The organism is Pseudoalteromonas sp. NS-SX12, assembly GCF_057367955.1.
Window position 1 is genome coordinate 3,027,298 of the sequence record NZ_CM170634.1, and the last position, 14,805, is coordinate 3,042,102.

The window sequence follows — 14,805 nt, forward strand, 5'->3', positions numbered from 1 at the left end:
ATGTTATTCAACCTTCAGTTCAAAATCGGTTGCATCGGCAACGCCCGTAATAGTTACGCTGGTTACTGCATCACCATTACTAATTCGTTCGATGCATTTTTCTGCTAATAGCGGCATTAAATTACGGTTAACGATTTGCTCAATCGCGCGCCCACCGATAGTTGGCTCATTACCTTTGAGCACTACATAATCGATAAACGACTGATCATAATCCAATGTTGCACCATAGGTTTCTGACAGCTTTTGTGAAATTCGTTTTAACGCAATGCCCGCTATTTGTGCTAATTCATCAGTGTTAAGTGGGTAATATGGAATAATATTACAGCGACCAAGAAACGCTGGCTTAAAGTACTCTTGCAGTGCCGGACGCACGTTATCAACCAGTTCGATTAAGTCAGGACGCGTGTCCTGTGCATCACAATAGTCCACTATCGCGCTATCAGCCGCATTCGAAGTCATAATAATCAGCGTATTACGGAAGTCGATATTACGCCCTTCGCTATCTTGAATGCAGCCTTTGTCAAAGATTTGGTAGAAAATATCATGCACACTTGGGTGGGCTTTTTCCATTTCATCAAGTAGCAGCACACAATATGGATTACGACGAATTGCCTCTGTTAGCACCCCGCCTTTACCATAACCAACATAGCCAGCTGGAGAGCCTAGCAACATAGATACCTTGTGCGCCTCTTTAAATTCGGTCATGTTAATAACCGTCATATCTTGTTCGCCACCAAACAGTTGGTCGGCTAACGTCAGCGCCGTTTCAGACTTACCAACACCACTTGGGCCACACATTAAAAACACACCAACCGGTTTGCGTTTATCTGTTAAACCTGCGCGCGACACACGAATACTTTTTGCCAACTCATGCATTGCATGTTTTTGACCAATAATTCGTTGGTGCAACGACGCTTCAAGTGTCAGCAATTTTGCTACTTCATCTTTTAGTAAATTACCAATAGGAATGCCTGTCCACGCACCAATTACCTCAGCAATGGTTTGTTCATCAACAATAGCATGAACCATTGGCGTTTCACCTTGCAGTGCTTTTAACTTGTCTAACGATGCTAAGAAGTCGCCTTGCTGTTCACCGCTTTGAATTGCACTAAGTTGATCGACTAATTCTTTTTCTTGTTGCCACTGCTGGTTAATCGCTTCAAGTTCAGACTCAAGATCTGCTTTTTTTGCTTGTTTTTCAGCGATGCTGGCAGCTTGGTTGCCGAGCATCTCGTTTTCTTTACTAAGCGATACAAGTTCATTTTCAAGGTAACGAATAGACTGCTCAACCTTTTCCAGTTTTGCTGGCTTGGCACTTTGCGTCAATGCGATACGCGCACATGACGTATCTAAAATACTAATCGCTTTATCAGGCAGCTTACGACTTGGCAAATAACGTATTGATAAGTTAACCGCGGCTTCCAATGCTGCCTCGGTAATAAACACTTTATGATGCTTTTTAAGGGATTCAGCGACGCCTCGCAGCATTTGTAATGCATCGTCTTCATTTGGCTCATCAACTTTTACAACTTGGAAACGACGTGTAAGCGCAGGGTCTTTTTCAAAGTACTTTTTATATTCTTCCCACGTGGTCGCTGCAAGCGTTCTAAACTCGCCTCGCGCGAGGGCTGGTTTTAGTAAGTTCGCCGCATCATTTTGCCCTTCTGCGCCACCAGCACCAATTAAAGTATGTGCTTCGTCAATAAATACCACAATCGGTACATCGGCGTTTTTAACTTCGTTAATGACATCTTTTAAACGATTTTCAAATTCGCCTTTAACGCTGGCACCCGCTTGTAATAAACCTAAATCTAATGAATGAATTTGTACGCCAGATAAAACGGGAGGAACTTCATCATTCGCAATTTTTTGCGCAAGCCCTTCTACAACAGCGGTTTTACCTACTCCAGGTTCACCGACAAAAATTGGGTTATTTTGGCGCTTTCGACATAGTATATCGATTGCTAATCGCACCTCGTCAGCACGCCCCGAAACCACATCTAATTCACCATTTTTAGCCGCTTGGGTTAGGTTTACCGTATATTTTTCAAGTGCCCCATTGGCAATTGGTGCTGCAGGCGTCGCACCTTGGCTTGTTGCGCTTTTTGCTGCGCCACTTGCAAGCGACTTTATATATTCTTTTAAGCTTTCAATCGAAACATTATTAAGTGCCTCAAAGTGATGGCGATTCAATGAAAGCGGATCGGTTTGTAGCATTGCAAGTAACAGATGCAATCCCACAACTGCATTATGCGAAAATTCAACCGAGGCAATTAACCACGCTGATTTAATTAGTTCGATAACATCAGGGCTAATTGTAGGTTGCCCCGAATGTGTTTTATCTAAACGTGCTAGCGCCTTTTCTAGCTCAGCTTGAAAAGCAGGTAAATCAACTTTTTGTGATTCAAGGAATTGCTGTAACTTAGCGTCACGCCCTTGCAACAAAGAAACCAACCAATGCTCTACTTCAATTGCACCAACTTGCGACTTCATCGCATCTGCTGCTGCATATTCCAACGCATTTTTTAGGTTATTGTCCAAAAAGGAAATGAGCTTTGAAATTGATATTTGTGACATAAAAATCCTTTTAGCTCGACAGAGCCCTTACGGTTCGTTTATTTGTTCCATGCAGTGTGGCTAAGTTTGAGTTAATACCTAACACCAGCGCATGCTGTTTATTCTTGGTAAGTGCTAAACACGATTTATCTGAACCAGTATATTCAGCCTCAACATTAACTACAACTTCGTGATTAACATAATACTTACAAATTGATTTGATTGATTGTAAAACGTCCATTGCAGCGCTATTTTGCTGTTCAATTTGACTAAAAAATGCAGAGTCGTCTATTTTCACTACCACATTTAGCGTTCGACCCAATTGCACAAACGTTTCTCCTACAATAGCGCCATGACCTAGCTGACACCCCCCTAAACGACTGCGCGCCGTTTGCGGAATGGGCTTTTTTTCTAGCTGATTAAGCGCAATGGTAAATTGAAACGGAAAATAATAAGCTAAAAGCAACTTTAAATTGTTCAGTGAATGACTCTCACCACGCACAACCAAAGTTGCCGGCAACATATTTAATTCTTCGTAATGGGCGGTAAGCGCTTCAAAATAACTCTGTTTCAACGCATTTTGCTGTTGTTTATCACCGCACTTTTCGGCGCGATAAACAATTGAGTTATATGAATCAAGCTTCACTGATTGACGCACCATCGCATCATCAAAAATCGCAATAAAGCGTAAATAGGCGCGATTAGATTTTAGGTATGCTTCTTTTAACCAATCTAAAATAAAATGAGGTAAGCCGCCATTAATGCCAAACAAGGTTGCTTGATGCGAGCGCACAACCAAGTGTTGGTCAGGTAATTGGGTGAACTTAATGTACTTATCGTGATATTGATTAGAAAACAAATCTTGTTTATAGCTAATCTTTTTAACACCGAGTACTCGCGCTAAGCGATTGAAATGAAGCGCCGACTTTACTTTATAAAGTGCCTTTTGTTTTAGCTGCATACGCGAACTCCTAGCTGCGCATCAAACGTTTTAACTGGCCAATTGAAGCTAGTGTACGATACCGATAACTGGCAACAACGGTCAAATGCAGTCTGTGCTAAGAAGAAGTCATTAAGCAATGCAATAAATAAGGAATAGTCCGCATTGAGCTCTGAGTTATCCAAGGTCAATTCAATTTTCATGCCTGGTACAAACACCATTCGTCCTTCCAGTAAAAACGGGGCATTGATCTTTTTAGCGGCAACGTTGTAGATGACGTTTAGCTCATGGTGCGTGGCATTTGAGTTAATGAATAGGCGCAAAAACCCTTTGAGGCTTTCTTTGGCATTATCTGCCGTTAATAATTGCGACATATTAAACGACAATAACTTGAGCATATTCCAATAATTCTGTTCATCGGTAGTTGCTTGCGTTGGCTGTATTGCCACACCGCCAACGTTAAACTCACCTGCAAGCGCTTCTTCTGTATTGACAACAATTTGGTTACCAACATGCACTTTGTTTGCTAAATGCGCATCAAAGCAGGTTACCTCTGCGTAGGCATTAAAACCATTAGGTAACTCACTGCTAGAGTGATTAATTGGAAATATTAGATGCTGAACTTCCTGCCCTGATAAGGCTTTAATATTTCGACCGCGGCCAAGTTTTGTTGTTTGTGACCAATACAATTGCTGATTAAAATCGATCGCTTGTTTGCCCAGAATCGGTGGAATTTCTACCGCACCTTCAGTATCAACGCGCAGTACCCGATCAATTGAGTAAACTTGAATATTCGACTGACTTGCATCAGCAATAACAGGGTACGAAAGCTCTTGATAGTTAACACGAATTGGCTCAGATGTTTGATGAAACAAGTTACTAAACAGGGTTTTATTTATTTTTACTTCTAGTTTTTTCTCATCTAATAGGGCTGCGCCTAGCTCGTTTAAATAGAAATCGAGATACACGCGTTGACCTGCTTCAACCGCAATATGATGTGGGTTGCGCAAAATAAAAAAGTGGCGCTTATCAGGAATAGAAAAATACTCTTTGAGCTTAAAGTAAACAGGCACTTCATTGCTAGCAATTGGCGATACAATAAAATCATCGTCAATCACTAGCGGCTTAAAGTTATCTCGGCCAAGCGATACCGACTGCGCTTGTTCATCAACTGTGATTGCAACGTCTATTAAAGCCTGATTAATAACATCAGCAACATTACGACCTATCGACTCATTACTAAAATGAAGTTGCAACGGCTGCGCTAACACTTGGCGCATATCAACTTCAAGACTAATTGGGTCGAGCGCAACACGAAGACAAAAAAGCGCGTGCTTGGTGTCTAGGTTACTTGGAATCGCATGCTCAAAAGGTGTTTGCTCAAGCTTAAAGAAATCGATTTTAATTGGACTAAAAGTGATGGGTAACGAATTACACAAAGTTACCTGAGCATTGTCATCCCCTTTATTAATGACTTCTAACTCAACTTCAATCTTTTTATCGAGAAATACAGGCTTATTAAAATCATCTGGATTTGGATTAAAGTGCGCTTTTACAACTGTTGGTAAAGGTTTAAACAGATTAGGTGAAACAATTTGCGCGAATTCTTCAATATGGCGAGTACGCAGCGAATCGATTTGAATTGCATTTTTTGCCGATACCCAGGCAAAGCTATCAACTAAACGTGTAACGTTCGGATCTTCTTGCCCTTTGTCGTTGAGGTTAATGTGTTCAGCTTCACGTCTAAAACGCTTACGGAACCCCTCCAAGCCACTTCTGATGCTCGCAAGTTCATCTTCAAAGTGTTTTAACATGCGATTAATCATAATTTGTGTCGTTCTCTATCATCACAGTCATTTTTGTCAGATTTATATCTGTATCAAACTGGAGCAATTCTTTTTTACCATTAATTAGTAGCATTGCAGATACTTCAAATTTGAGCGTATTGGTTAACTTGGCTTTTTGTGAGTCATCAACATAGCTCACTTTTATATCTTGCAGGCGTGGTTCAAACTGCATAATTTTATTTTTTATTCTCAGTGCAATTTGCTCACCTGAATTTAGGCGACTAAACAATGCCATATCTTCTATACCGAAACACAAGTTTGAGTCATCGCTCAAACTACCATCGCCTTGGTGTAAACTCGCTGCTTCGGTTTTTAAAATCAAGCCAATGTTGTGATGAATAGACAACACAATTTCATCCATTGAGTTAGTGCCAACTTCATCCTGTTCCAAATAAAACGCGCTAAAAAAAGACATTTATTCAACCGCCGTCGATAAACTAACTAAACTTGCAACGCGGTCGTATTGGTACTGTGGCATTAAATCAATTTGGCAACTGTAACGCTTAAGGCTGCCAGGTTCTTCATCCACTGTTACTTTCGCCGATCGTAACGGCATACCAGCCAAGGTCACCTCATCATTAACAATCGAGTTAGAGCAATACTGCTCTAACCAATGGCTAATGCGGTTCTCACAGTCATGGGGCTCCATAGCTGCGCCAATCATTTGTCTTAATTGCAGTTTAATATAATGGGCAATTCTGCTGATCATTAATGTTGTTTGAATCAAAAAGCGATTTTCACCGTCTTGCTCTAATTTAACCGAACTGTTCGATTGGAAAAAATAGCGATTATTTAGAGGATTATAGAAAATCGGGATTAATCCTAATTGGGATAAAAACGCAGCACTAGAAGCCGACAAATGAATTTTAAAGCGTGGTTCTAAATTAGCTTTTAAACCATAGTTTTTAATTGCACTGCCACCTAGCGAGTCCAACTTGCGCGACTTTAAAAAACCAAACCAGCGCACACGATTAAACTCAATAATTACGTTTTTTAAAAACGTGGTCGCAGCATTGCCCCATTTAAACGCTTCGGTTTCGTCTTCATTAAAGACAAAACCAGCGGGGTAATATTCGTAACTTTCCCGAATCGCTACTTTATTAAATACCAAGCCGAGAAAATGGCTATTTGGGCTTTCTCTTAAGCGATGCCATGTATCAAAATCGTGATCCGTTAATACACGCTTTACTTTTTCTACATCAGCCAAATACTGTTCACCTTGAGCGCCTAAAAAACCATCGTCAGCATCGAGTAAAATTGGACATAAACTCTTTTCACCTAACGCAGCAAGCAACTCTAAGGTATATAAATCATCAAACTCGTTATCGTAATCAAAGTCTAATGTTAAATTGTGATCGATAACCACTAAGCCATATGGCTCACCACCTAAGGTATTAAATTCTTTATTCGCGATTAAATTAAACAGACGTGAGTGCGATACCGAAGTAGAAATATTTAAATCTTGCGATATTTCTCGCCAAGAAATATTAAGAATGCGAACTTTTATCGCTTTATAGTTAACAGGTAAACTGGTTAGTTCCTGTAAATTAAGCCATCGAGCTTCTAAAGCTTGGAACTTTTTGTCAGACATCACTTTAGATAATTGAGCACTGATAAGTTGGTCAATTTCTGCAATCAAATTGTATGCTAACGCTTTTGATTGTTCTAATGAAGCTGCCTGATCGCTCAGATTCACACAGTATTCCTTGTTTTTATTATTTTTAAATCAAAAGCGAGGTGCTAAAACAGCACCTCGCATAGCGGCAACTAACCTAAATAAGTTGCCCTGATGTGGCATTAGCCCGGTAGGCTTGCAACCATACGTACAGACGTTGTTAACTCTTCCATCTGTAACCACGGTCTTAAATGCGCTACCGCCGAGTATGAACCTGGGCGACCCGGCTGTTCGATAACTGAGATTTGCGCTTCCGCTAGTGGCGTTTTAGCACGTTCTTCGTTACCCATTGCTCCAGAGTTGGTATACATCGCAATCCATTCACTCATTTGCTTTTGAATGTCGCTTGCTTCCATATTTGAACCAATGTTGTCACGGCCCATTACTTTTAAATAATGTGCAATGCGGCTACTTGCCATAATGTACGGTAAACGTGCTGAAATAGCTGCGTTTGCCGTTGCATCTGGGTCTGTGTATTCTTTTGGCTTCTGAGTCGTTTGACCACCTAAGAACACGGCATAGTCAGAGTTTTTATAATGAACAAGTGGTAAGAAACCTAAATCACTTAGCTCTTTCTCGCGCTCATCCGTCAGGTTTACTTCTGTCGGACATTGCTGCGTGATATCACCTGAGTCAGTCAAGTAAGTTAAGTTAGGTAACGCTTCTACTTTACCGCCATTATCCATACCACGAATAGCAGTACACCAACCAAACGCTTCGAATGCGTTGTTCATGTTCAACGCCATATCGTATGCAGCATTTGACCAAACAATCTCATCGTTGCTTGCTGGTTTTGGATTACCTGCGTTATCGTTTGCAAGCTCTTCAAAGTTAAATGACTTAATCTTTTTACCTTTAAAGCCGTACGGTAAACGAGCCATGGTACGAGGCAGTGTTAATGCAACATAACGTGCATCATCACTTTCACGGAACGAGTTCCATGACGCATAACTTGGCGAATCAAATGCAGGTGCAATTGGCTTGCCTTCGCTAAACGTTGAGAAGCTGCTTAGTTCGAACATTTCTGGTGATGCTGCAGCAATAAATGGTGCATGACTTGCCGCTGCCACTTCACCCATATAGCGCAGTAAAGCAACATCTTCATCAGATTGAGAAAACTCATAGTCACCTAATAGTAAACCATAAGGTTCACCACCCGCTGTACCATATTCGTGTTGGTAAAGTGAGTTAAATAGTGGGCTACGATCAACTGCAGGTGCATCTTCAAACTGCTCTAACAACTCGTCTTTTGAGATGTTAAGTAGTTTTACTTTTTGTGATGTACCTAATGCGCTGTTACGGATCAGTTTCTGTAAACCTAACCAAGAGCCTTCTAACTGTTGAAAGTTATCTTTTTGCATAATCTGTGACAGCTGCTCTGACATTTTTTTGTCAATCGCCGCTACCGCATTTGCAATTGTATCGGTAAGGTTTTTATCCCATGTAACTGTGCCCGACATCGCTTCTTGCGTAAGCGACGTTAATAGCTCTTTGGTTCTGTCTGGTGCTGTTTGGCTTGTTGCGCTAATTGCTCTGTCTAAAAATGACAGGCTTTCACCTTCGGCAGCTGATCCTTGTTGTAACTCTTCAGACATTATTCTTCTCCCTTCACACCAAGTTCTTCTGATAATGAGCTAAGCGAATCAGCGCTTTGCAGAATGTCTTTTAACAGCTTTTCAAAATCGCGCGAACGGTCTGCTTTGCTCAACAATTCATTTAGCTGATTGCGCGTTTCAAGTAATTTCTTAAGCGGTTCGATGCGCTGAACTAACGCATCCGGCTCAAAGTCTTTCATTGATTCGAACTCAAGATTTACTTCAAACTGGCTATCATCATTTTCAATTACGTTATCAACTTTCAGTGATAACTCAGGCTTTATGCGGCCAAGAACTTCGTCAAAGTTATCTTGATCAACTTGAATAAATTCACGATCTTCTACTTCTTTCGGATCTTCTTTGTCACCTGAAAAGTTACCTAATACGGCTGAAACAAAAGGAAGTTCTTTCTTCTCTGTTGCGCCATTAGTTTCCACGTCGTAAGTGATACTTACACGGTTTTTACTAACGCGCTTATGTTGCGAATTAAGTGCCATTTTTAATTACCTTATTTTAAGTCTGCCGCAGAAGTTAACTGGTTACCAGTTGCGTCGTACTTAACAGAAGCTGCTTTTTCTAACTTACCGCCTTCATCTTCTACGAAGAAGATTTGCTCAATTTTAGTATATGTTAGCGAGAATGATTCACTTGGCTGGCTGCCGTCGCTACCTGAAATACTAAAGTTAGCCATACGTGCTTCTTCTAGTGAGATAACAAAGTAAGGAACAATGCCTTTACCATCGCGAGATGGTTTTGTCATTACAAGCTCAACAGTTTTACCATCTGCACCTGGTTGGAATAAATAAGTTAAAAGGTATGGTGTCGCACCATCGTATCCTTTAGAAATACTAATTTCGCCTAGCGCTACCATGCCGTTATCTTGGTTATTTGCATTGCCGATATCAACCGACACACCACGCATAGCACCCCAAGAAAGGCTATCTACTGCAAACCAACCTTTTTTGCTATTTAAATCAGCTACAGTTGCAGCGCCCTTGATGCTATCGTTACCATCGATTCTCATGAAGATTGATGCCATCTTACATTCTCCTTAAATATTTATTATTTTGCCCTACTAAATGTAGATGCAATCTTTACTAATTTTTACCATAAAGGGCCTGAACTCGACGTTGTGTCAGTTTCAGGTTCCTTTGTTTGATTTGGTTCAGCTTGAACAACTGGCTGACTTACTGCTACTTCAGATGCTTGCTCAACTTCTTCTACTTCAGCAATTGGTGCTGTAATAGCTATATCGTCATTGAGCAATTCGCCTAAATCGTTATCTACCCCTGTTAGCTTGCGGATTTCAGCAAGTTCTGGGGATTCTTTTTTGATCAACTCGCCAAGCAATTCTGAAAACGACATATTGCCCCAGCGAATCGCGCGGGCAATAAGGTACGGAATAGGACTATGGGGCTCTGTTTTTTTGAAAAAGACCGCAATGCGATTAAGATCTTCAAGTGCATTTTCGCGTGTATACGCTTGAGTAGCAGCAACAGGTGTACTTGCCACACTTGGTGTAGCCTGTACCACTTGCGTTGTTGCTGGTGTTGTTGACTCAACCGCACTATTTTCAGTATTCACGGTTTGAGGTTGAACCGTTTCACTTGGTTGTTCATCTCGTTTATCAACATCTGGGAAAAAGTACAGATACATTAATTTGATCTGTTTTAAGTTGTCGCGAATAAAACGAAAACCCAACAAAGAATGGCCAAATTTATTGCGATAACCATTGATAAATAAGTCGATATCACCGATTTTCTTATCGAGCTCAATAATGCGGCTGAACTGTTCTGTTAACAGCTTTTTATTCGCCTGCAACTTAGTGATAAAGGTCCCTTTAACTTGTTCAAGTGAACCTGATTTTTGATCCGATAAGTAATCGCTGTAAGTATAATCATCGATTAATGGGAAACGCATAAGTGGAACATTAAGTAAGCCAGAGCTTGGGCTATCACCGGTTAATTGCTCAAGTGCACGAGTCTGATTCTCACAGTGTTTTGCCGCGACTTGATCTTCGTCAAGCTTGGCAACCTTCTTCTCTGGTAACTTAGGATGTATGGACTCATTTAATGCATTTAATGCATATAAAAAATCGTCTAACCCCTCATTAAATGCTGAAAGGTTACTGTTATTAAATGCCAACGCCGCTAACCACCACACAAACACTTCAATATCGCGTGACTCTTGTTTAAGTGTTTGGGCACATGCTTGTTGCAGGTTATTCCAATCCTCAAAATTTTCACGTTGTAAATCGAGATCTTGTGAAGAAGTAGGCGTTTCTAATAGTTTACGTAAGCTTGATTGGGCTATATTTAGTAGATTTCGAAGTTCACGAAACTTAGTTCGCTCCTCTCGTAAATATATGCCAGCGTCTAACTCAGTGTCGTCAGTATAGAGCAACATAAAAGTTAAAGGCTCATCCCTTTGTCATTATTATAAGTATAACGATTATTTTGGAGCATTATGGGGTAAAGTCAAGGTAAGATTGACCAAGTTATAACAGTTCAAACCACTAAAATTTACAATCTATTCAAACTCATTCGATTTTTGCAATCGGTGCAACAGTGGGTAGCTTAATATCAAACGATACGCCACTTTTCCCCTGCGATTGACACAATTTAATTTCTCCACCAAGCACACCGGTTACCAGATTAAACACAATATACAAGCCTAAACCACTGCTTCCCTCGCCAAGACGCGTTGTGAAAAATGGGTCGAATATTTTATCGCGATGCGCAATATCAATACCTTTACCGTCATCGGTGTAATTAATCACAATAAAATTTACGTCGCTTTGCTGCATTGAAATGTTAATTTTGCCTTGTACACTGCCATCAAACCCATGAACCAGCGAGTTGTTGATTAAGTTAATAAAGACTTGCTCAAAAGCACCTGGAAAACTGTCTATTTCAACGTTTTCTAATCCGTGAAAACTGACCGTATTGCTTGACAGCAATTTTGTATTTAAGGTGTTAACCACTACCTCGAGTGTTTGCGCTAAATTAAACACACGGCGTTTATTGCTGGTATGGTCGCCGCTAATCTGTTTAAAGTTAATAACCAATTCACTTGCCTTGTGACAATTATTGGTGACTAGCCCAATCGCTTCTTCTAATTGCTGAAGATGTTTCGACAGGGAGTCAACTGATAGCGATTTTTGCTTAAGTTCATTTGCAATTTTATTATGAACCTCAAGTGCAAAGCTTCCCGCTGTAAGCGCCACGCCAATTGGTGTATTTAACTCATGTGACACACCCGACACTAAACTGCCAAGTGACGCCAACTTTTCGCTTTGTACAATTTGTTGCATCGCGCTTTCTAACGCTTGGTTTTGGGCGCTTAATTGCTGCGTACGCTCTAACACTCTTTTTTCTAGTTGTTCATTAAGTTCAGTCACTTGCTGTTGGCTTTGTTCTAACTCGTGATGTTCTCGCTCTAAATTGCGATAACCTTCCACTAAATTATCTGCCATTGAATTAATTGCCGCAGCAAGCTCATTAAATTCATCAATTTTTCCACCGCGAATGCGTTTATCGAGGTCTTGATGTGCAATTTCAATTGCTAACTTTTTAACACGCTCTACTGGACGAGACATAAGACGCGCAACAACCAAACTGACGAATATCGAAACAATCAACAAAATAGCAATCTGTAACAATAAAAATTGACGGTAATTAGCAAGGTCACGATTGTGTTCTTGCGCCGTTTGTATCAGGGCGATTTGCCACTCAAACGGTTTGATTTTTGCGTGACTTTTATAAACATTATCACGCTCTTCCAAGCGCTTTTGTCGCTGACGTGAATCTGCGATTGGCGTTTCGTTTGCGCTAATCGTTAGCCACTGAGAATAGGTTAGGTGTTTTGCGATACTATTTACGAGTTGTTGAATCGCCGATGTTTCTAACATTAAGCGTAAATACCCCACAACTTTCCCATCACTGCTGCGGATTGGCGATGAAAAATAAATACTTTCAGGGTCCTTACTGTTTGCACCTGAATAATGCATTACTGGTGCTGGCGACATAGATTGACGTTTAAAGTAAGCAAATGACGATTCATCTCGGCTCTGTTGGCCAATTCGAATGTCTTGAATGTTTTTACCCGATGTATTAATAAGCGCCACCGAGGTCACATTCAATGTGTCTTTTACGATCACATTTCGCAAAATAGCATTTATCTCAGCGATTTGCGCTTCTTGTTCAGTACCATAAGCGGTAAGAAAGTTGGCAAACTGGGGAATATTACTGTCGGCACGCACATACTCTAAAATTGTATTTAAATATGATTCAACGCGTTCTTTACTGCGGTTAAGCGTAAGACGTCGCACCGTGGCTTGGTTTTGTTCGTTAGTTGCGACTTTTTGCGTATACGCTATATATGAAATAAACGATGTAGGAAGCACTAATGAGGCCAATAAAATGGCACTCAAAACAAACTTTAGTTTCATTGAATTAACCGGGCATCTAGTAAACGCTCGCTGCGAATTGGTTTAGCAATGATCCCTTGCCCAACATAAAATTGATTGTACACACCAATAACACTGTTTAAGCCTGCGCGATTTTGCGACATAAATGCTGCAAAATTATCCGCTCGATTTAACAATTTAACACCGTTTAACTTGATACTTTGCGGTGTTTGTTTGATGACTCGCGCAATGATTTCATTACCTTTACTTGGATTTTCAAGCCACCAAGCTTGCGCCTCAAACCATGCATCAACAAACCCACGCGCTGCCTTATGATTATTTTCAATAAACGCGCTTTGCATCGCTATAACATCTGGAATTAAGCCTGGTGTTTGGGCACTTGAGTACACAACGTGCGCGCCACCTGCAACCATTTCATCTACGTAAGGTTGCCAAGTATGTGCATAGTCGATGCTATTATTGTTAAGTAGCTTCGCTGCATGCGACACTTCAATATTCATTAGCGTCACATCATCAATTGCGATGTCGTTTGCATCTAAAAAGCGGCGTACTAATAACTCTCCAAAACCACCTAAGTTGGTGCCAATTTTTGTGCCTTTAATCACTTGTTGGTCACTTCGCGCTAAAATCGCGTCACCGCCACTCGACTCGTCTGCCACCATAACAATGCGTGCATCAGGGTACTGCTGTGAAAGGTTCATTACATCACCCAGTGCTACCGCAATTGCGTCATACTCTGCCGCCGCAAATTTAGCTAACATACGATCGGTATTACGCGGGATTGATAACTCTAGACTAATATTGCGCTTTTTTAACATACCCAATTCATCGGCAAGAATGATTGGGTAATAGCCTGGCCACAAATCAATTGCCAAACTAATCGAGGTAGTTGATGCCTGATTATGAGTACCTTGACGATTCCCGTTATCGCAGCCTGATAAAAATATCAGCATGGCGAACAAACAAACCTTTAAAACACCTTGTAAGCGGAACATTTCAAAAAGGCCTAAATCACATAATTAACTTAAGACTTAAATAGGGAACGAGATTAAAGAAAACAATTAAGATCTTATAAAAAGCAAAATATTGAATATAAACTACATTCAATGCTTTATGCTCTACGTTAAATAGTTGGCTATGAATACTGACAATGGTGCTGCGAAAAAGTAAAAAAATCACCATGCTAACGCTAACGATTAAACAATTGGCAATGGTAGCCCAACCGAGAAACGTTGTTATCTGATCAATTGACATTAGAACCCCTTAATCTTTTACATAATGTAAGATTAATGTACTTGCTGTAGCGGTGCAATGTTATCAGGCATTTAGTCTCTAAAATTGCTTACCACAGCGGGGTTCTGTAAGGTGTGATTATAATTACACTTTATTTTTTTTTCGTTACTGCTATAGTACTGTATAAAACAACAGTTAAGAAGGTGCAATATGGCCGTTGAGGTATGTTACAAAGTAGTTAGAGATGGAGTCGAACGCATGACATTTACATCAAAAAAAGAGGCAGACGCATATGACAAAATGTTGGATATTGCGGAAGCACTTGAAACCATGCTTGGTGAAGTTGATGTGCCGTTAAGCGAGCAACAAAATGAAGCGCTGGCCCTTGAAATGGCAAAACGTAAAGACCAATTTATTGCAGCTTTAAAAGGGGGAAAACCAACCCCGCCTAACAATAAAGCAAAAGTAACTGATATTAAAAAAGTAAGTTAAATAAAAAAGCCACCGTGAAGGTGGCTTTTTTATTAATG

General features: G+C 40.5%; 13 protein-coding genes. 1 reads left to right on the forward strand and 12 read right to left on the reverse strand.

Annotation, left to right across the window (positions count from 1 at the left end; translation table 11 throughout):
• Nucleotides 1-3: 3 nt before the first annotated feature.
• The 12 genes from tssH to AC2IOM_RS14135 form a co-directional block, all read right to left on the reverse strand.
• Nucleotides 4-2,577: a type VI secretion system ATPase TssH gene (gene tssH, locus AC2IOM_RS14080; protein WP_486358708.1), complete on the reverse strand. Its 2,574-nt coding sequence runs from the start codon at nucleotides 2,575-2,577 to the stop codon at nucleotides 4-6.
• Nucleotides 2,578-2,587: 10 nt separating this feature from the next.
• Nucleotides 2,588-3,517: a type VI secretion system baseplate subunit TssG gene (locus AC2IOM_RS14085; protein WP_486358709.1), complete on the reverse strand. Its 930-nt coding sequence runs from the start codon at nucleotides 3,515-3,517 to the stop codon at nucleotides 2,588-2,590.
• Complete coding sequence (locus AC2IOM_RS14090) at nucleotides 3,508-5,322, reverse strand: type VI secretion system baseplate subunit TssF (protein WP_486358710.1); 1,815 nt, start codon at nucleotides 5,320-5,322, stop codon at nucleotides 3,508-3,510. The genes AC2IOM_RS14085 and AC2IOM_RS14090 overlap by 10 nt, the downstream gene beginning before the upstream one ends.
• Nucleotides 5,315-5,758, reverse strand: coding sequence for a type VI secretion system baseplate subunit TssE (tssE, locus tag AC2IOM_RS14095; protein ID WP_100912998.1), 444 nt, complete (start codon nucleotides 5,756-5,758; stop codon nucleotides 5,315-5,317). The genes AC2IOM_RS14090 and tssE overlap by 8 nt, the downstream gene beginning before the upstream one ends.
• A complete protein-coding gene (locus tag AC2IOM_RS14100) occupies nucleotides 5,759-7,039 on the reverse strand; it encodes a type VI secretion system contractile sheath domain-containing protein (protein ID WP_486358711.1) in 1,281 nt (426 codons plus the stop codon). It lies immediately after the preceding gene.
• Between the two features lie 101 nt (nucleotides 7,040-7,140).
• Nucleotides 7,141-8,613, reverse strand: a complete 1,473-nt coding sequence (gene tssC, locus AC2IOM_RS14105) for a type VI secretion system contractile sheath large subunit (RefSeq protein ID WP_010560611.1) — start codon at nucleotides 8,611-8,613, stop codon at nucleotides 7,141-7,143.
• Nucleotides 8,613-9,110 (reverse strand): type VI secretion system contractile sheath small subunit, encoded by a 498-nt coding sequence (gene tssB, locus AC2IOM_RS14110; protein WP_010560612.1) that lies wholly within the window; start codon nucleotides 9,108-9,110, stop codon nucleotides 8,613-8,615. Before tssB ends, tssC begins: the two co-directional genes overlap by 1 nt.
• An 11-nt stretch (nucleotides 9,111-9,121) precedes the next feature.
• Entirely contained in the window at nucleotides 9,122-9,652 is a 531-nt protein-coding gene (locus AC2IOM_RS14115) for an Hcp family type VI secretion system effector (RefSeq protein ID WP_010560613.1), read from the reverse strand.
• A 65-nt stretch (nucleotides 9,653-9,717) separates the two neighbouring features.
• Complete coding sequence (locus AC2IOM_RS14120; protein ID WP_486358712.1) at nucleotides 9,718-11,019, reverse strand: type VI secretion system protein TssA; 1,302 nt, start codon at nucleotides 11,017-11,019, stop codon at nucleotides 9,718-9,720.
• Nucleotides 11,020-11,152: 133 nt separating this feature from the next.
• Nucleotides 11,153-13,063 carry a sensor histidine kinase gene (locus AC2IOM_RS14125; protein ID WP_486358713.1) on the reverse strand — a complete coding sequence of 637 codons (1,911 nt, stop codon included), beginning with the start codon at nucleotides 13,061-13,063 and terminating at the stop codon, nucleotides 11,153-11,155.
• Complete coding sequence (locus tag AC2IOM_RS14130; RefSeq protein ID WP_486358714.1) at nucleotides 13,060-13,995, reverse strand: ABC transporter substrate-binding protein; 936 nt, start codon at nucleotides 13,993-13,995, stop codon at nucleotides 13,060-13,062. The genes AC2IOM_RS14125 and AC2IOM_RS14130 overlap by 4 nt, the downstream gene beginning before the upstream one ends.
• 58 nt (nucleotides 13,996-14,053) lie before the next feature.
• Complete coding sequence (locus AC2IOM_RS14135; RefSeq protein WP_100912995.1) at nucleotides 14,054-14,296, reverse strand: DUF6868 family protein; 243 nt, start codon at nucleotides 14,294-14,296, stop codon at nucleotides 14,054-14,056.
• 189 nt (nucleotides 14,297-14,485) lie between these two features.
• On the opposite strand from AC2IOM_RS14135, the gene AC2IOM_RS14140 reads away from it, so the two are divergent.
• Complete coding sequence (locus AC2IOM_RS14140) at nucleotides 14,486-14,767, forward strand: YebG family protein (protein WP_054978299.1); 282 nt, start codon at nucleotides 14,486-14,488, stop codon at nucleotides 14,765-14,767.
• The last annotated feature ends 38 nt before the right edge of the window (nucleotides 14,768-14,805 follow it).